Here is a 17505-nt window from a genome sequence, read left to right as displayed (position 1 = left end):
CTCCCTCCAATGAACAATCCTCTGGTAGGCGTCATCATGGGTAGCAGCAGCGACTGGGAGGTCATGAAGCACGCGGCAGGTATATTGAATGATTTCAATGTATCTTATGAGACCGAGGTGGTTTCCGCCCATCGCACGCCGGATCGCATGTTCGAATATGCGGAAACGGCGATCGAACGAGGACTCAAATGCATTATCGCCGGCGCAGGCGGCGCCGCGCACCTGCCCGGAATGATTGCCGCCAAAACCACGCTGCCCGTGCTGGGCGTGCCGGTCGTCTCCCGGCAGCTTCAGGGCATCGATTCGCTTCTTTCCATTGTCCAGATGCCCAGGGGCATCCCTGTCGCGACCTTTGCCATCGGCGAGGCGGGCGCATCCAATGCCGCGCTGTTTGCCGTTGCGATGCTGGCGGTAGAAGATACAAAACTAGCGGGCCTTCTCGTCGAATTTCGCCGGACCCAGACAGCCAGCGTTGCGGCAATGACACTTCCCGGGTTATGAGCATCAAGCCGGGAGCTATGCTGGGCCTCCTCGGAGGCGGCCAGCTCGGGCGCATGTTCACTATGGCAGCGCAAAGCATGGGCTATCGCGTCACCGTGCTCGATCCAGCCGATGGCGGCCCCGCCAGCAGCGTGGCCGACCGGCATTTGCATGCCGATTATCTTGACAGCGACGCATTGCGTGAGCTTGGGTCCACCTGTGCGGGGGTTACTACCGAGTTTGAAAATGTGCCGGCCGAATCGCTAAGAACACTGGCTGAACCTTGCGTCGTCAGTCCAGCCGCGAGCAGCGTTGCGGTTGCCCAGAATCGTATTCTTGAAAAGAACTTTCTCGCAGCCAACGGGTTCGGAGTTGCGCCTTATGCGGTAATTCAGAATTCGTCAAATATCCATAATCCGGACGGAGTAATACAGCAAAAGCGGCCCGAACTGTTTCCCGGATTATTTCCGGGGATTCTTAAAATAAGCCGGTTCGGTTATGACGGCAAAGGCCAGGCGAGGGTAAGCAATCCAGCAGAACTCGACACGGCGTTTATCGGCATGAACCGGGAGCCATGCGTGCTGGAAAAGCTGTTGCCGTTGGAAAGTGAGGTGTCGGTCATCGTGTCGCGCGGTTTCGATGGCGAAGTCGCCACTTTCCCCGTATCGGAGAATCAACATCGTGACGGCATACTTGATACCAGCATCATTCCCGCCCGTGCATCACCAGCGATCATACAAAACGCGCGGGATATCGCGGTTCGCGTCGCGGAGAAGCTCGATTACCGCGGCGTATTATGCGTGGAGTTTTTTGTGCTTGCCGATGGCCGGCTGCTGGTGAATGAAATTGCTCCTCGTCCTCATAACAGCGGCCATTACTCCATAGACGCTTGTGTTACCTCGCAGTTTGAACAGCAGGTACGAATTCTTTGTGGAATGCCTCTCGGCAGCACGGCCATGCATGGGGCGGCGGTGATGGTGAACTTATTGGGCGATCTGTGGCAGGGAGGAGAGCCGAAGTGGGAACAGGTGCTGCGGCATCCTTGCGTCAAATTGCATTTGTACGGCAAGCTTGAAGCCCGGCACGGACGGAAAATGGGACACTATACCGTGCTGGCGGAAAGCACGGAAGCCGCGTTGCAGCTTGCGCTGGAAATCAAGCAGTCGCTGGAATGCTGACGCCCGCATTCACGAGGCAGATTCGTAAAAGACAAACATAATGGCTGATCAATCCGAGGTGTTTGAAACCGACATACGAAGCCTGCCTCTCCTGCATCGCGGAAAGGTGCGCGACATATATGCGGTTGATGAAGACAAGCTGTTGATCATCCAGACTGATCGGCTTTCCGCATTCGACGTGATCCTGCCGACGCCGGTGCCGGGGAAGGGAAAGCTGCTCACTGCTCTATCGAGCTTCTGGTTTGAAAAACTGGCTCACGTTATTCCTAACCACCTGACCGGCATTGCACCCGAAGCAGTCGTAGCAAAGGACGAACGCGAACAGGTGTCTGGCCGTGCATTCGTGGTGAAGCGGTTGAAGCCGCTGCTCATAGAAGCCATCGTGCGAGGATACGTTGCCGGCTCGGGGTGGAAGGACTATAAAAGTACCGGCATGATCTGCGGGATAAAATTTCCTCCCGGATTACAGGAAGCCGACCGGATACCTGGAGGGGCGGTCTTTACGCCCTCAACCAAGGCCGAGCAGGGCGCCCATGACGAAAATATCCCATTCAGCGAAGCGGAAAAACTGCTGGGCAAGGAGCTGGCGGAGCAAGTGCGGGACAAAGCCATAGCGCTATATACGGAAGCGGCGGATTATGCGGTAGCAAAAGGCATAATCATCGCGGACACAAAGTTCGAATTCGGCCAGGATGACGCGGGCAGGCTTTATCTCATAGACGAGGCCCTGACGCCCGACTCGTCCCGTTTCTGGCCTGCCGACCAGTATGCGCCAGGGAAAAATCCACCCAGCTACGATAAACAGTTCGTGCGCGACTGGCTGGAAACCCAGGAGTGGAACAAGAAAGCACCCGCGCCTGCCCTGCCCCCCGATGTGCTCGCCAAAACAAGGGAAAAATATCACGAAGCCCTGAGTCGCCTGGCAGCTTAGCTTGCAGGACGGAAAAACGAGCCTGCGCACACAGGGGCCAGCGGAAAGTTTTGTTGAGCTAAAACAGTCCTATCAGCATCTTTGTCCCCAACAGGTAAAGCAGTACGACAAAAATTGCCTTGAGCGTAGCGGTTGGCATGGTGTGAGTTGCTTTTGCGCCGAGGGGTGCGGTCAACATGCTCGCTAACGCGACCCAGCCTACCGCCGGTACATGCACGTACCCGAGGCTATAATCCGGCAGCGGCTGAGGTTGCGCCATGCCGTTTACGATATATCCGATAGCACCCGCTACAGCGATGGGAAAACCCACTGCGGCTGAAGTACCAATCGCGTGCTGGAGCCTGACGTTGCAGATGGAAAGAAACGGCACCGTGAGCAATCCCCCGCCGATCGCGACGAAGCTGGAAACCATCCCGATTATGCCGCCCGCTCCGAACATACCCCACCTGCCAGGAAGCGTGCGGCTGGGTTTCGGTTTGATTTCAAGCAACATTTGCGTGGCGGCATAATAAATGAATACGACTACGATAATGCTGAGCACCCGGCTGGACAGCATTCCCGCCACCGTCGCACCACCCAATGTGCCCAGGATGATACCCGGAGTGATAAATTTCACTACTTGCCAGTTCACCGCGCGGTGAGCGTGATGCGTACGCAGGCTGGAAGCCGAAGTGAATATGATCGACGCCATGGTGGTGCCCAGGGCAAGGTGCAGGATGCGTTCGGGAGGAAAATGCTGGGCGCTAAAAATAAAGCTGAGCACAGGAACCATGACTAATCCCCCGCCGATACCCAGCAGTCCCGCAAAAAACCCCACAAACATGCCTAGCAGCAGATAGGCAAGCCACCACTCCACTTCAGGCTTTGCCGTGATAGTTGCCCGGCTTCAGCACTTGCGCGCAGACCCTTGAAAGGGAGACTCGCCGCAAGCAGGTCATTGCAGAATTCCCATAATGAAATTCCATTCGGAGGGATCTACCGGCGTGATGGACAAGCGGTTTCCTTTTTGCAGAATTCGCATGGTGGCCAGATCGGGATAGTCTCGTAGCTCCTTGATACCGATCAAACGGGTTTTTCTTACAAATCGTACATCCACATTGAACCAGCGGGGATTCTGCGGCGCGGCTTTCGAGTCGAAATACTTGCTGCCGGGGTCGAATTGAGTAGCATCAGGGTAGGCGAGCTTGCTGACCTCGGCGATTCCGGCAATCCCTGGCTGTTCGCAACTTGAATGGTAAAAGAAAACCCCGTCCCCGACGCGCATCTGGTCGCGCATGAAATTGCGCGCCTGATAATTGCGCACACCATACCATGCCACGTTTTGGCCCGGCATCGAGGCAAGGTCGTCGATGCTTACATCGGAAGGCTCCGACTTCATCAGCCAGTAACGCACGTTTCATCCATTATTTTAAAGCCGCTGGAATACCGCATTTTGATGGCTTTACCTCGCCGATGGAAAATACGATGTCCATGCCGGTGTAGTTGATCGGTGGGAAGGAGTATAGCAGCCGTCATGTTCATCCTCATATTTGTGCTATTAATAATTGAGGTCGGCTATGCAGTTCGTAAAACTCTGCCGCTACCTATTGGCCCGGCTCGCCGTGATACTCAATGCAAAAAGAGTTATGAGCGATGACGAACGATAGTAATTGAATTTACCTTGGAACTTATCTGAAGGATAGGAGAATCCAAAATGGCGACGGACGATTTGAACGCGCAGGCGATCAATGGTGTAATTAATGTTTCCCGTCACAGGCCCCATCCCTTGAGTACCGTCCACGACTATACCTCGTGGACCTCTCTTACAGATCAGCGGTGGAGCGCACGTCATTTGCCGCCAAAAAAAACGACAAATCTTCCAAAAACCGAGGATCTGCTCGAACTTTTCAGGCAACAGGATGAGAATCCTCTCTTTTGCGATAAGTCGACTTTGCTGTTTCCAACATTTGCCCAGTATTTGACCGATGGTTTTATTCGCACGCGCATGCCCGATGCAGGCGAACCGGAGGAGGTCCGGCTACAAAATACCTCCAACCATCAGATTGACATGTGTCCGCTTTACGGGCGGTTGCCACGGCAAACCGAAGCGCTTCGGCTTCGAAGTGAGAACGCCGGAGAGAGGGGCCGTTTGAAGTCACAATTAATCGAAGGTGAAGAGTTTTCGCCTTTCCTTTTCGATAACGGCATGCTGAAGGAGGAATTTGCCGTCCTCGATAAGCCGCTCGGAATGGATAGTACTCTGGGTGATACGCCGAGCCTGGAAGAACTGCGTGCTCGAATTTTTGCTTTTGGAGGAGATCGAACAAACGCCGTTCCGCAGATCGCCATGATGAATACGTTATTTCTCCGGGAGCATAACCGGCTTGCCGGCGAGATCGAACAAAACCATCCTCAATGGAATGATGAGCGCGTATTTCAGACAGCAAGAAATACAGTGATCGTATTGTTCATCAAGATTGTCGTCGAAGAATATATCAATCATATCTCTCCCCGTAGTCTATACCGGCTCGATCCGTCAGTCGCATGGGATGCGCCATGGAACAAGCCGAACTGGATTACAACGGAATTCAGTTTGCTGTATCGGTGGCACTCGCTAGTCCCGAATGCGATAACGTGGAACGGCCATGACTGTGCCGTAGAAAAAACATTCATGAACAATAAGCTTTTATTGGATGCCGGGTTGCGTCTGGCATTCACGGATATAAGTGGACAACGAGCAGGCCGGCTCGGCCCGTTTAATACCCCTGACCCGCTGCTGGGTCTTGAAGCTCGCGCCATCGATCAAGGACGCCTTGGGGAGTTGGCCCCCTATACCGACTATCGGGAATATGTGTCGCTACCAAGGCCCCGGCACTTCGATGACGTTTCCAGGGATGTCAGGGTGGTCGATTTTTTGAGGAACACATATGGCCGTGTAGAAGATGTCGAATTTTACGTCGGCTTATTTGCGGAAGATCCTGTGCCGAATTCACCATTACCACCCTTGATGCTCAGAATGGTTGGCGTGGATGCTTTTTCTCAAGCGCTGACCAATCCCTTGCTCTCCAAATACGTCTTTAAGGAAGATACTTTTTCCGCCGCCGGGTGGAAGGCGATCCACAATACGTCGAGATTAAGGGATATCGTGGACAGGAACACCCGTTTCGACCCGTCCGGCGACTTACACATCGGCCTGACCCTGCCGGACTGGGAACCTGTTGTTGAGGGAAACGCAAGGGAAGGGTAAGGCTCCGCAAAAACACTTCTCCTGGTAGAGCTTTCCAGCCTACGAGGAACTGAACTCGAAAAAACATCAGAATATTTATGAATTGAGGAGAAAAGCCATGCCAGCGAGCGCAACGAGTTCCAATCTGGACGCTGCAATTAAAGTAGGCGAGAACCTGGCACTGAAAGTGTTCGAGTATCGCCTTGGTGCCATAAAAACACGTGCCGTGGCCCTCGACGAGTTCGAAAAAAATTTGCCAATAGACTCGCTAACCGAGATGAAAGCCATGCCTGAGTCCGATTTCATAAGGAATTTCAGGGATGCGAGATCGAAAGGTACCCTCATGGCAGAGGGCGATTCCTGGTTTGATTACCCATGGAAAGATGTCTTGGGTTGCCTTGAAGATGAGCATGGATATGATGTCGAGTCCGTTGCGCACAAAGGGGACCATGTTGAACATATGGCCTATGATGGTGGCCAGCTCGTGCAATTTCTACGGCGCCTGGAAAGACTGCTATTAAGGGAAAGTAAAATCCCCAAGGCTGTTCTTTTGTCGGGCGGCGGTAACGATTTTGCGGGCAGGGAGTTTGGAATGATATTAAATCACAGGCTATCGCCAATAAGCGGATTAAACAGCCAGGTGGTGGACGGTGTCATTGAACGAATCTTCACCGCTTACGGTACGATATTGAGTGAACTTACTACGCTTTGTAATAGAGCTATTGGTAGAAAGATTCCAATTCTGATTCACGGTTACGATTATCCCGTTCCGGATGGGAGAGGATTCCTGGGGGGATGGGGCCTCTTCCCTGGTCCCTGGCTCGAACCCGGATTTCGGGAAAAAGGTTTTGATGACCTTCCCGAGAGGATGAGTTTGGCGAGAACACTCGTTGATAGAATCAACGACATGCTTCGGAGCATAGTAGGTCATCCGGAATTTTCGCATGTAATATACGTCGACCTTCGCGGTATATTACGTGATGATCTGTCGGTTTATCAGGAAGACTGGGCCAACGAGCTGCATCCATCCTTTGCCGGATTTTCTTTGGTTTCTAATCGTTTAGCGGAAGAAATTAATCTCCTGCCCTGATTGGCCACAACCGGAGGAAATGATCAGACTAACCCTCAGCAGCACTCTTAGCAGCCTCCAACCCGTGACATGCAGACGAGTGTGATTCCGCGATGAAGAGCCCTCAAAATTCGGGACGTATAAACCAGCAACTGGAGCGGCGCCAGTTTATCGGTTATGCGCTAGCTGCGGGGATCACCATTGCAGTCAGGCGAGTGTGCGCGCAGGCGACCACAATCGATACTGGCGATAACGCCGCCGAAGCCGGACGCTCATCGAAGGATAGCGAACAATACGCCGGCGGCCGGCATCCACAAGCCACTCACGCGATTACCATGTTTCTCTGTGGCGATGTCATGACAGGCAGGGGTATCGACCAGGTCTTGCCCCATCCAGGTAACCCTATCCTCTTCGAAGGCTACATGAAAAGTGCGGCCGGCTACGTGAAGCTTGCCGAAGAGGCGAACGGCCCAATTCCGAGACCGGTCGATTTTCCCTATATCTGGGGCGATGCGCTGGACGAACTGGACCGCAGAAAGCCCGATGTGCGCATTATCAATCTGGAAACTGCCGTCACCCGGAGCGATGACGTGGCAAACAAGGCAGTCAATTATCGTATGCATCCCGGCAACATTCCCTGCATTACCGCGGCGAATATCGATTGTTGCGTTCTCGCGAACAACCATGTTCTGGATTGGGGATATTCGGGGCTTGCGGAGACGCTGAAAACGTTGAAGGATGCCAATATAAGAATTGCAGGAGCCGGCCGCGGTATTCGGGAGGCGCAGCAACCTGCAGTGATGACCGTTCCAGAAAAGGGGAGAGTGCTGGTCTTCTCGTTTGGATCGGAAACCAGCGGCATACCCTGGAGCTGGGCTGCTGCGCCCGACAGACCGGGGGTGAACATGCTGCCCGACTTTTCCGCTGCAACGGTCCGGGACATCGGCGACAATATCGGAAAAGCGAGATTGCCGGGTGACATCGTGGTTGCGTCGATTCATTGGGGCGGTAACTGGGGCTATGAGGTCCCACGCGGTCAACAGGAATTTGCTCATCAGCTTATCGATGAAGCGGATGTTGATATCGTTCACGGCCACTCCTCTCACCATGTGAAAGGGATCGAAGTTTATAAAGGAAAACTGATTCTCTACGGCTGTGGCGATTTTCTCAACGATTATGAGGGAATTTCGGGACACGAGGCTTATCGAGGTGATTTGGCCCTGATGTATTTTGCAAGTGCAGACCCGGCAACAGGCGGACTGGTCAGTCTAACCATGATGCCTCTGCAACTGAGAAACTTCAGGCTAAATCACACATCTGCAACCGATGCCTCATGGCTGAGGAATGTCTTGAGGCGGGAAGGAAAAAAATTCGGAACCTCCGTGGAGCAAAATGCCGACAACACATTAACGCTGCGCTGGGAGGCGAGTCCGTCAGCTTTGAAAAATTAAAACTTCTCCCACTCCCTTATCCCCCCAGGAACAATGCGGAATAATGGATGCGGGTCGGGCGTTATAACGTTCTTGAGCCGGTGATGCAGAGCTGGTGCACGCTTTTCCAGCTTTTCTTGCAGATGAGTCCATTCAAAGAGCAGTTGCCCTTCAGTTTCCTCAATTTGACAGCCTGTTCCTGACTTTAAAATTTTCGTTATGTTGAACTGGTAGCCTCGTCGCTCGCCTTCCTCAGCAATGCCCGCCAGCAGAGTTCCTATTGCTGCAAGCGGCTGAGGATGCAAGCTAAACCGGATAAGTTGAGGATGATGCTTGTATCCGGCGGTTAACCCCGACAACACCTGCTGAGCCAGGAGCGCTTCTCTCCATGCCGCGACCAGCCCTTTAGTGTCGAGATAGCGTGGATGAAGAGTCCAGAGCCGCACGTTCGGTAAAAGGAAGCACTAACTAAGGTTGTCCAGCCCCGGGTAGATTAAGAAACTCCCGGCGCGTTTTCGGTCCGTAGGTCAGGAAATGCGGCTCGGGGTGTTCGCGGTACGCCAACCGGTCGCGAGCGATACGGTCGCGTTTGGTATATTTCTTCACCTCTTTGGGGCTGATCGAATAAACCTTGGCAGCATTCAGCCCGAAAATGCTGGCCCGTAGCTGTGGCGTCATTTCAGGGTAGCCATATCTGGCGCGGAATCCGGGGGCAATCTGAAACGCGCGAAATGCCTGAATCTGGTCCTGCGGGGAGCCATACCAGATGGAGTCCGTGCCCCAGAGAACGTTATTCTCACCACAGTACTTCAAGAGTTTGCCCAGGGCATGCGCCGCCGCTTCCGGGTCGCGCATGAGGTAGCGCCAGGTACTGCCAAGCTCAGCATAAACATTACTATTTGGCGCCACCCCGTTCTCGACGAGAGACCGGATCAGCGTATCAATGCCGTCATCGGCGCCTCTGCCTTCGAAGGCGCGTTCGGGAACACTGGTTACAAAGCCCGAGTGGTAGACGAGGAAAGCAACATCCGGAAAACGTTTGGCGACAACACCGATATCTGTGCATTTGCTGTGTTCGTAGGATCGTTTGCCGAAAGGTAGGCCCTTGTGTACGCAGATCACCTTGACGCCGAGCTTGCGCGCCTTCTCGATGAAGCGCGTGCCGATATCGTCCGATAGAAAGTAGCCTTTGCCGTCTGGGCCGAACTGCGTGTAGGTCTTCCAGGCGGATACACCCCAACGCTCCTTTAGCTCATCCATTGAATCAAGATCAGCAGCCTGGTTGGGGTTGACCCTCCCATGGATCAGCAGGCGGTGCATGCCTTCCATTTTGTCAACAATTTGCCGTACCGCATCCGCTGCCTGGATGGTCAGCGGCTCGGCATCAGGCCGGGAAGGGACAAAGGAAAGCACCATCATGTCGGTATCGGAATCCAGAAAGACATCTTTGACGAACTCATCGGGGCCAAGGCAGCGGAGATAACTATATGCGCCGGGCTCAGAGGCAAGCGCGCAACCGGTCTTGGGCATCTGGCTCAAGGGTTTCACGCCGGGGGCAAGCTTCTGCAGCCACGCGCCGTTCGGGTCTACGAAGTGACCCTGCACATCGAAAATGAATTCGCCTTCGCCGCCAATTTTCGCTTGAGCGAGTGCAGGTTCGAGCGCCGCTTCCTCGGGCAGGTCGAAGAAACCGCCTGCTTTGCCCGCCGCGGCGTTTGCGGCATTAAAGGCGAGAAGGGTTGAGGCAGCGCCGCAAGCGGAGATAAGAAAGTTTCTTCGGGAAACACCCAGGCGCTTCGCGTTTGTATCGGCGGCTTCATGAGCCAGATGGTTTGCTGCACGATTCACAGGCGATAGCGGCACTGGCTCAAACTCACCGTTGGAAGTCGTGTCGAGCTTGATAGGGAGGCGCGTGCCGTCGGGATCGATGCGGCAATTGGTAGAGTTCATGAGCGTCCTTTTGAAACGGAGCAAATAAGGAACGAAGAAGTCTTTCGTCCGGCGAACAAGGCATGGATCACCGTGCAATGGAGGCGTTGTACTTGCTGGCAACAGCTTAACGGCAAGTTCGACCGCTGCGAATTCCCTCGGGTAAAGTAACTATAGATCAAGTTACGCAGGTGTCAATTCACATTATCCTGTTGCATGCATTCCAGTCAATCACGTCTGGAGGGGAATCGGTCCGGCGATTCCAGCATCCGGTTGTGAACTCCTGTCAACGGCGATGCCCATCAAATTCCTGTTTTGCTCTTTCTTGATTTTTGGGAAGTGTGATCTACACTGGCTTAATCGGAGAGCGCCCCTGAGTCTTGTCGCCAGGATTTCGCGCTATCCACAAGCTGTGGCTGCATAAGCTCGGGTTTTCACTAGGTGGCATTACGCGGTTTTCGCGATCGCGCCGTTCCTGCTACCGACAGGAATTGCTCGTCCGTAGAGTTAATGATTAGATAGCTGGAGACCGCCATGAATTTTCGCCGCCGCGACGTCTTTCTGAAAATCGAGTCACTACCAGATTACAGCCCGCTTGCACCTGTAGCATGCGCTCGTCACTTTGGACGTGATTGCATGTTCAACCACGGTCATGAATCAGGCCGTATACCCGCGCAGGAAATACTGGCCAGCACAGCCGATGGACTGGTTTATCGCGAGTACCTTGATTCGCATTACACCGTCCCTAACAAGGCGAAGCTGATCGAAGCGGATGTCAACGAACCTCCATGGGATCGCAGAATGCCGGGCTGCGTGCTCTATGCGAAACCAGGCGAGCGGCTGTACATACACGTTTTAAACGGAGATAAAAACGAGTGTCACAGTTTTCATATTCATGGACTACGGTTCGGGATCGAATCCGACGGGGCATGGCCCTTAGGTGTTTCGACGCGAGACGGACGTCGCAGCGATGAAATTCTTCCCGGTCAGAAATGGACATACGTTTATGACGTAACGCCTGATATGATCGGCGCATGGGGATTCCATGATCACGCGCACGATGTTGCGCGCACCGTCAATCTCGGCTTGTTTGGCGGCTTGATCGTCCGAGACCCGGCCGCGCCTTGCATAGATCACGAGGTTCCGATCTTTGTTCACCAATTTGCAGGCAGTTCGAACAGCGTGGCATTCCAGAGCGAACGGCTCACCCGTGACGAAACGTTCAGTTTCAATTTTACGGACGCAACAGTTGTTAACTATTACTGTGCGATTCATGGTCCTACGATGAACGGGACGGTTCAAGTGGTGGCGGACGCGCCGGCCGGCGCCAGCGTAAGCATACAGGATAACAAGTTTGTCCCGCCGCTGGTTCTGGTCCGCCCCGGCGGGACTGTCGATTGGCGTAATGAAGGCAACCACGAGCATACGGTATTTTCTGCTGGAGGCGGCATCCCCAATTTCTGCCTGAACGGCCGTGCATTCGTGGGAAATACCCCCACCATTGTGGGAGAGACAGGTGAACGCCTGCGCTGGTATATATTCAACCTGGATGTCTCGGGTATGTGGCACAACTTTCATCCCCACTCCGTTCGCTGGGCGCTTCCGGCGCGTCCCGGTGGCTTGGGCGGCGCATCCGACGTGCACGGATTAAGTTCTCTCGAAACCTTTGTTACGGATACCGAGGTTCCTCCCGCCATGCGGCTTCCGCACGCGCTCGAGCAGTTCCAGTGGGATCCGCCGGAAAACGCTTGTCACGTGCGAATTAGTGGAGATTTTCTTTTCCATTGCCATATTGAGGAGCACATGATGGCGGGTTTGGCTGGCCTGGTTCGTGCCTGTCAACACATCTGGATATCTGACGAAGTGAGCAGGATGTGCGAAGTGGAATTACCATTTGATAATGGCATGAACGAATGCCCGTCGGTCGACATGCTGCGTTGCCTGCGCGACCATAATGAACCAGCATCAGCCCATGTTCACCCCGAGCCTGCCACGGATCAGCCTGCAGCGGCGGAGGAGATGCCCATTAGGGCTGGCGGCGTCGCCGGTGCGGGAATGGGTGGCATAGGTGGCATGGGTGGTGGCGCTCCCATGACGGCCGTGCTATCGCCAGATATCCTGGAAGCCGCTTCGAAAGGGCTGTGGGAGCTGCTCCCGTGCCCCGCGCCAGTCCTCGCCGTTCACGGTGCTGTCTTGCATACCGGCAAAATCCTGTTGTTCGCGGGATCGGGCAATGATGAGCTTTTTACCACCGGCCTGCGTAGCGCAGTCTGGGATTATGAAAATGGAGAGTTTACTTGTCCCTTCACCCCAGTGGATTTTTTCTGCGCCGGCCAATCGTTTCTGGCCGATGGACGTTTGCTCGTCGCAGGTGGTACGAAGGAATACGATAATAGCGAACAGCCCTTCATCGGACTGGATACGAGCTATATGTTCGATCCTCTCTCCGAGTCGTGGATTCGCGTTGCGTCGATGGTGGAAGGGCGATGGTACCCCACGTTGGTAACGCTCGGCGACGGCAGGGTATTCAACGTGTCAGGCGGGCCCAACCGTGCGGAAATTTACTCGAGCGTAGGTGGCTGGGTTCAGATGCCCATCCAGGAAGAATGGCCTCTCTTCCCGCACTTGTTCCTCACGCGGGATGGCAGATTATTCTACGATGGCGGAAACATGTTTCCCAATCCGGCGGCCCCGCAGCCGGGATTTCTGGATATATCGACAAGTACAATGACTAGCGTCACACTCCCTGAAGGATTCAGCCAGAACAGGGATCATTGCGGCAGCGTGTTGCTGGCGCCCGCCCAAGCGCAGCGGTTCATGATCATGGGTGGAGGAGATCCGGCCATCAATAGCGCTCATATCATTGATCTAAAAAACTCTGAGCCTGTTTTTGAAGAGGTGGCGCCCATGATTCATGCGCGCTTTCACATCAATGCAGTCCTGCTCCCGGACCGGACGGTGTTTGTTTCGGGCGGAAATGGCCAATCAGAAATTGCGGCTACGGCGGTCCTGGAGGCAGAGATATACGAGCCTGCTACAAATACCTGGATTACGGCTGCCACGGCCCAAGCCGCACGGATGTACCACTCGATCGCTCTCCTGTTGCCCGACGGTCGCGTGCTCGCAGCCGGTTCCAACCCGAACAGGCGAGACGACGAGTTACGCCTTGAAATCTATCATCCTCCATATCTGTTCCGTGGGCCCCGGCCCTTCATCGAAACGGTACCGCAGCAGATCCTTTACGGTGGGGATTTCAAAATCCATACGCCGCAGGCAAAAGAGATTCAATGGGTCGAACTGATCTGGCCAATGGCGACAACCCATTCATTGGAAACAGGTCAGCGCGTAGTAGACCTTGAATTCGAAGCACACGATTTTTGTCACTTGCATGTAAAGGTGCTGACCGAGCAGAACATCGCCCCTCCGGGATGGTACATGCTGTTCCTGGTTAACAAGCAGGGTGTTCCTTCAGTAGCCAAGTGGGTGCAATTGACTGGCGGCGAAAAACCCAGCCATGACCCTGCAGAAATAAAGCAACGCCTCGACATGCGGGTGACCAGCAAAAACCGTCCTGTGCCGGGGTCGAAGGGGCGGAATTATTGACTTTCAATAATGCCCGGTTCAGAAGCGGGTCTTGGCAGGTTTATGTTGAAGACAAAAAAAATAGAAGTAGGTCGGATTAGCGAAGCGTAATCCGACGGGTCCGAGTTTTTTATTCCTCGGCCAGTTATAGTGGAGCACCAACAAAAAAAGCGGCAAGGCCGCTTTTTTTGTTTGCTGAATAAGTCCCCGCAAATGCCGTCAGACCATTTATCTTGAACCTTAAGGTCCAAGGCGGTCACTCACCGGATGCATCAGGCGCTTCCGTGTAGGACGCGCACAACAGCATCGCTCTGGTTTGTAACCAATTCTTAAAAAGTTGGTTCAAAGAATATAGGCCTTAACAAACACCGCAGGGAACAACCTTTGCCCATTTTCGCGTACCTCGAATAAACGCAAATGTGAAATTTGTTCGAGCTGACCTGAATCTGTGATACGTATCAAAACAACTTGTCCTGTTCCGGGATTACCGCATCAAGCGCTGCCTGCATGTGATCGATTCTACGCTTAAATTCTTCCATGTCAAAGCCCCCCTGATTTCTGGCGGTGAGCAATTCATGCGTGATGTTGAGCGCCGCCATAATGGCGACGCGTTCCGACCCAACCACTTTGCCGCTGTCTCTGATTCCACGCATTTTTTTGTCGAGATAAGCCACTGCCTGCAGCAATTCTTCGCGCTCTTCGTCCGGACAGGCAACGCGAAATTCGCGCCCCATAATAATCACATCGATGGTTTTGCCGGCCTTCATTTTTCGCTTTGAGGGATTTGCGCCAGAATGGCTTCAAGCCGCGAGGCCGCGACTCCTATTTTTTCCGTGAGATGCCTGTTCTCGCTCGCGGCGCCAGCGAGTTGCTGGCGTAGTTGAATATTTTCTGACCGCAGTTGCTGACATAAGCGCACGAATTGATCGATTTTTTCTTCGAGAGAGTCCAGTTCCGATTCCATCAGATCACTATAGTTTGGAAATCCGTGGTGAGTCAACTGCTAAGGTGGCCTTCCGAATGTAATTTCAAGTAATCGGCAGCGATTCAAATAGCGATAAATCCGGCATCGCGACAGAGAATCATTTTGTCCAGCGCTTCAGCTCGGGCTCGGGGATTCTGGTAGAATTCCCGCCACGTTTGAGGTGCTTCGATCGCTTTTCATGGTCGAGTTAAACGGGAACCAGGTACGGGACGCTCTGAATAGTCATACGGTCATTGAGAGCTTCCCGGACGCCTGGGCTGCCCCCGCAACGGTGAGCAGGTGTGGGCGTATCAATCAAGGAACCTCTGAGCAATTCGGAGGTCCGCGAGGCCACTGTGAATTCTCCAGTTCATGGGAAGGCGATACGTCAAATCCTGCAAGCCCGGATACCGGCCTTGAACGTATACGGAACTATCGCGTGGGGCGATGTCCTGATCGATTTCATTTTCGCTCACAGAGTCCTCCGCGGTATTTCCTTGTTAATCACTTGGGGATGATAAATCTCCATATACAAGCTGAACAAGCGGATACCGTGATATTGCGCAAATTTATCCTGCCCTTTTTTCTCATCCCCGCGTCTGCATGGGCTGTCGGCGCTAACGATCAGCCGAAAAACCAGTTGGAAGAGGTTGTGGTTACGGCAACACGCTTTAGTCAGCGCGCCGGAGATCTGCCGATAGGCGTTTCCATTGTCAGCGCACAGCAAATCAAGGACAGCGCTGCGTCAACCCTGCCCGAATTACTGCAGCAACTGGCCGGGATACATACCCGTAATGTCGATGGGAGCCCCGATCCGCAGATCGATATGCGTGGATTTGGCATTACGGGCAACCAGAACACGCTCGTTTTGCTTGATGGCCAGCGGATAAACGAAAATGAACTGGTGGGCATCCGCTGGTCCTCGATTCCTCTTGATTCAATCGAGCGAATCGAAGTGCTGAGAAGCAGCGGCGCTGTAACCTACGGAACTGGCGCCACGGGTGGCGTGATAAATATAGTGACGCGAGCGGCCGCCCCCGGACGTGTATCAGGTACGGGCGGGCTCTCCTTTGGCAGCTACAGCGGGACAGAATTCAATGGGACGCTGAACGCCGCAGCCAAGAATTTCGGGCTGGCGCTTAGCGGCAATGCGCTGCAAACGGACAACTATCGCGTCAACAATGCACTCCGCCAAATGAATCTGCAAGGGGATTTACGCTATCAGTTTACCAATGGCAGGGCACTGCTGAAGTTCGGGCTGGATGATCAAAAATTGGAACTGCCTGCTACCCGCACTGAGGCACAACTGAGAAGTGATCGAAAAGGAACCTCAACACCGCGCGACTTCACCACCCGGGACGGGGCATTCGTAACACTAAGAGGGGAGCATACGACGCGATTTGGCGAACTTGCCGCGGATCTGTCCTTTCGCGACAATCATCGCACTGCGTTATTCGACGACTACAGTATTGATTCCTTCAACTCCAAGACATTCGTCGATTCACGATCTCATGTGTGGCTGTTCAACCCGAGAATGAAGCTGCCATTTCAGGCTTTCGGCATGAATCATGATCTTGTGCTGGGCGCGAATCTAGAGTGGTGGAATTATGGGGCTCAACGCCTGACGGGAGCTGAAACCATACCGGGTCCAGCATCTGCCAGCATTTTGCAGACGGATGTGGTGGCGACGCAGCAAAATCGCGCGGTTTACTTGCAGCATGCAATTACTCTACCCAGAGGCACGGTCGTTACATTCGGAGGGCGGCTGCAATGGGTTGAAAACAAGGCGAATGATCGTTTCAATCCGGCACCCCACGCCCGTGACCGGCAGAGCCGTACCGTTTATGCTTATGATGCGGCGGTGCGCCAACCTCTGGGGCCGGCCTTTTCATTCTATGGCAAATTTGGCCGGAGTTTCCGAATAGCCACGGTGGATGAAAATTACAATCAGTTCGGCGGGCCGTCCTTTGACTCCGTCGTCAGCATACTTGAGCCCCAAACCGCTCATACTGGCGAAGTCGGATTGGATTATCAGAAGGAGCCGGTCCGTGCCCGTCTGGCGTTTTACCAGATCAATCTCAACAACGAGATCGGCTTCATGAACGTGGATCCGTTCAGGTTCTTTGCCAATACCAATCTCCCTCCTACCCGGCGGCGGGGCGCCGAACTTGAAGGTTCCTGGGCGGTTACAAGCAAGATCGATATATTTGGCAACTATACATACAGCGATGCGCGCTTTCGGGAGGGAAGCTTTGGCGGGGTGGATATCTCGGGGAATATCATACCCCTGGTACCACGTCATAGCGCTTCAGCCGGTGGTACATTCCGCCTGGCTCCCACCACCCGCTTCGCGGCAACGATGAATTATGTGGGTGAACAGGTGCTCGATAACGATCAGGCCAATACCGCTTCACGCCGCATGCCGGATTACGTGACTGTGGATCTCAAGGTTACGCATCAGTTAAGAAAGTTGCTGTTGAGCATGGCGGTAAACAATCTATTCGATGAAAAGTATTTCTCGTACGCAATACGCAATGCGGCAGGCACGAGCTTCAGCGCGCTGCCGGCTCGCGAGCGCAATGTCTGGTTCACCATGAAATATCAGTTCAACTGAGGCTGGCCGAAGTTGGGCCGTGATCAACTTCGCTATCCACCTTATCGCGCACGGAGCCAGGTGACATAATACGGTTTTCCCGGCTACGGGGAATGTTTCCTCCGATACCGCCTGCGCATCCAT

General features: G+C 53.9%; 14 protein-coding genes, 1 other RNA gene and 1 riboswitch. Of the genes, 8 read left to right on the top strand and 7 right to left on the bottom strand.

Features of this window, described 5'->3' with window-relative positions; translation table 11 throughout:
• Positions 1-9 precede the first annotated feature (9 nt).
• Genes purE through BMZ14_RS06160 form a run of 3 tightly spaced genes read left to right on the top strand, consistent with a single transcriptional unit; the run spans position 10 to position 2589 of the window.
• The gene (purE, locus tag BMZ14_RS06170) at positions 10-501 is read left to right on the top strand and encodes a 5-(carboxyamino)imidazole ribonucleotide mutase (RefSeq protein WP_074795872.1); all 492 of its coding nucleotides are present in this window, start codon (positions 10-12) and stop codon (positions 499-501) included.
• On the top strand, positions 498-1658 hold the full coding sequence (locus BMZ14_RS06165; protein WP_074795870.1) for a 5-(carboxyamino)imidazole ribonucleotide synthase: 1161 nt from the start codon (positions 498-500) through the stop codon (positions 1656-1658). Before purE ends, BMZ14_RS06165 begins: the two co-directional genes overlap by 4 nt.
• Before the next feature lie 40 nt (positions 1659-1698).
• Entirely contained in the window at positions 1699-2589 is an 891-nt protein-coding gene (locus BMZ14_RS06160; protein ID WP_074795868.1) for a phosphoribosylaminoimidazolesuccinocarboxamide synthase, read from the top strand.
• 58 nt (positions 2590-2647) lie between these two features.
• On the opposite strand, the gene BMZ14_RS06155 is transcribed toward BMZ14_RS06160, so the two are convergent.
• Both BMZ14_RS06155 and BMZ14_RS06150 read right to left on the bottom strand, forming a co-directional pair.
• The gene (locus BMZ14_RS06155; RefSeq protein WP_074795866.1) at positions 2648-3445 is read right to left on the bottom strand and encodes a sulfite exporter TauE/SafE family protein; all 798 of its coding nucleotides are present in this window, start codon (positions 3443-3445) and stop codon (positions 2648-2650) included.
• Between the two features lie 78 nt (positions 3446-3523).
• Positions 3524-3982, bottom strand: coding sequence for an EVE domain-containing protein (locus BMZ14_RS06150; protein WP_074795864.1), 459 nt, complete (start codon positions 3980-3982; stop codon positions 3524-3526).
• Positions 3983-4282: 300 nt separating this feature from the next.
• Between BMZ14_RS06150 and BMZ14_RS06145 the strand changes: the two genes are divergently transcribed.
• The 3 genes from BMZ14_RS06145 (at position 4283) to BMZ14_RS06135 (ending at position 8314) form a co-directional block, all read left to right on the top strand.
• Complete coding sequence (locus BMZ14_RS06145) at positions 4283-5815, top strand: peroxidase family protein (RefSeq protein WP_074795862.1); 1533 nt, start codon at positions 4283-4285, stop codon at positions 5813-5815.
• A gap of 97 nt (positions 5816-5912) precedes the next feature.
• Positions 5913-6884, top strand: a complete 972-nt coding sequence (locus tag BMZ14_RS06140) for an SGNH/GDSL hydrolase family protein (RefSeq protein WP_074795860.1) — start codon at positions 5913-5915, stop codon at positions 6882-6884.
• Between the two features lie 92 nt (positions 6885-6976).
• Positions 6977-8314, top strand: coding sequence for a CapA family protein (locus tag BMZ14_RS06135; protein WP_083396685.1), 1338 nt, complete (start codon positions 6977-6979; stop codon positions 8312-8314).
• Here BMZ14_RS06135 and BMZ14_RS06130 read toward each other — a convergent pair.
• Both BMZ14_RS06130 and BMZ14_RS06125 read right to left on the bottom strand, forming a co-directional pair.
• Positions 8311-8739, bottom strand: a complete 429-nt coding sequence (locus BMZ14_RS06130) for a pyrimidine dimer DNA glycosylase/endonuclease V (protein ID WP_074795858.1) — start codon at positions 8737-8739, stop codon at positions 8311-8313. The two genes, BMZ14_RS06135 and BMZ14_RS06130, sit on opposite strands and share 4 nt — an antisense overlap.
• A gap of 22 nt (positions 8740-8761) precedes the next feature.
• Positions 8762-10243: an amidohydrolase family protein gene (locus BMZ14_RS06125; RefSeq protein WP_074795856.1), complete on the bottom strand. Its 1482-nt coding sequence runs from the start codon at positions 10241-10243 to the stop codon at positions 8762-8764.
• A 513-nt stretch (positions 10244-10756) separates the two neighbouring features.
• On the opposite strand from BMZ14_RS06125, the gene BMZ14_RS06120 reads away from it, so the two are divergent.
• The gene (locus BMZ14_RS06120; protein WP_074795854.1) at positions 10757-13825 is read left to right on the top strand and encodes a galactose oxidase-like domain-containing protein; all 3069 of its coding nucleotides are present in this window, start codon (positions 10757-10759) and stop codon (positions 13823-13825) included.
• A gap of 179 nt (positions 13826-14004) precedes the next feature.
• Here the strand turns inward: BMZ14_RS06120 and ssrS are convergent.
• The 3 genes from ssrS to BMZ14_RS06105 all read right to left on the bottom strand — a co-directional run bounded on the left by ssrS (position 14005) and on the right by BMZ14_RS06105 (position 14768).
• A non-coding RNA gene (ssrS, locus tag BMZ14_RS06115) (6S RNA) lies at positions 14005-14184 on the bottom strand.
• Between the two features lie 78 nt (positions 14185-14262).
• Positions 14263-14571, bottom strand: a complete 309-nt coding sequence (locus BMZ14_RS06110) for a cell division protein ZapA (RefSeq protein WP_074795852.1) — start codon at positions 14569-14571, stop codon at positions 14263-14265.
• Positions 14568-14768, bottom strand: a complete 201-nt coding sequence (locus BMZ14_RS06105) for a hypothetical protein (protein WP_074795850.1) — start codon at positions 14766-14768, stop codon at positions 14568-14570. The genes BMZ14_RS06110 and BMZ14_RS06105 overlap by 4 nt, the downstream gene beginning before the upstream one ends.
• A 162-nt stretch (positions 14769-14930) precedes the next feature.
• Positions 14931-15201: riboswitch (cobalamin riboswitch) on the top strand.
• 81 nt (positions 15202-15282) lie between these two features.
• Between BMZ14_RS06105 and BMZ14_RS06100 the strand changes: the two genes are divergently transcribed.
• Positions 15283-17382 (top strand): TonB-dependent receptor, encoded by a 2100-nt coding sequence (locus tag BMZ14_RS06100; protein ID WP_083396684.1) that lies wholly within the window; start codon positions 15283-15285, stop codon positions 17380-17382.
• Positions 17383-17505 lie beyond the last annotated feature (123 nt).

It is taken from the genome of Nitrosospira briensis (assembly GCF_900115125.1).
Classification (GTDB): Bacteria; Pseudomonadota; Gammaproteobacteria; order Burkholderiales; family Nitrosomonadaceae; genus Nitrosospira; species Nitrosospira briensis_A.
Note: the sequence above shows the minus strand (reverse complement) of the source record. Positions and strands in the feature narration are given on the sequence as shown.

Excerpts from the sequence above, each read along its gene's own strand:
- BMZ14_RS06135 (WP_083396685.1), top strand. The coding sequence starts at position 6,977 with ATGAAGAGCCCTCAAAATTCGGGACGTATAAACCAGCAACTGGAGCGG.
- purE (WP_074795872.1), top strand. The coding sequence starts at position 10 with ATGAACAATCCTCTGGTAGGCGTCATCATGGGTAGCAGCAGCGACTGG.
- BMZ14_RS06105 (WP_074795850.1), bottom strand. The coding sequence starts at position 14,768 with ATGGAATCGGAACTGGACTCTCTCGAAGAAAAAATCGATCAATTCGTG.
- BMZ14_RS06120 (WP_074795854.1), top strand. The coding sequence starts at position 10,757 with ATGAATTTTCGCCGCCGCGACGTCTTTCTGAAAATCGAGTCACTACCA.
- BMZ14_RS06100 (WP_083396684.1), top strand. The coding sequence starts at position 15,283 with ATGATAAATCTCCATATACAAGCTGAACAAGCGGATACCGTGATATTG.
- BMZ14_RS06140 (WP_074795860.1), top strand. The coding sequence starts at position 5,913 with ATGCCAGCGAGCGCAACGAGTTCCAATCTGGACGCTGCAATTAAAGTA.
- BMZ14_RS06165 (WP_074795870.1), top strand. The coding sequence starts at position 498 with ATGAGCATCAAGCCGGGAGCTATGCTGGGCCTCCTCGGAGGCGGCCAG.
- BMZ14_RS06145 (WP_074795862.1), top strand. The coding sequence starts at position 4,283 with ATGGCGACGGACGATTTGAACGCGCAGGCGATCAATGGTGTAATTAAT.
- BMZ14_RS06125 (WP_074795856.1), bottom strand. The coding sequence starts at position 10,243 with ATGAACTCTACCAATTGCCGCATCGATCCCGACGGCACGCGCCTCCCT.
- BMZ14_RS06110 (WP_074795852.1), bottom strand. The coding sequence starts at position 14,571 with ATGAAGGCCGGCAAAACCATCGATGTGATTATTATGGGGCGCGAATTT.
- BMZ14_RS06160 (WP_074795868.1), top strand. The coding sequence starts at position 1,699 with ATGGCTGATCAATCCGAGGTGTTTGAAACCGACATACGAAGCCTGCCT.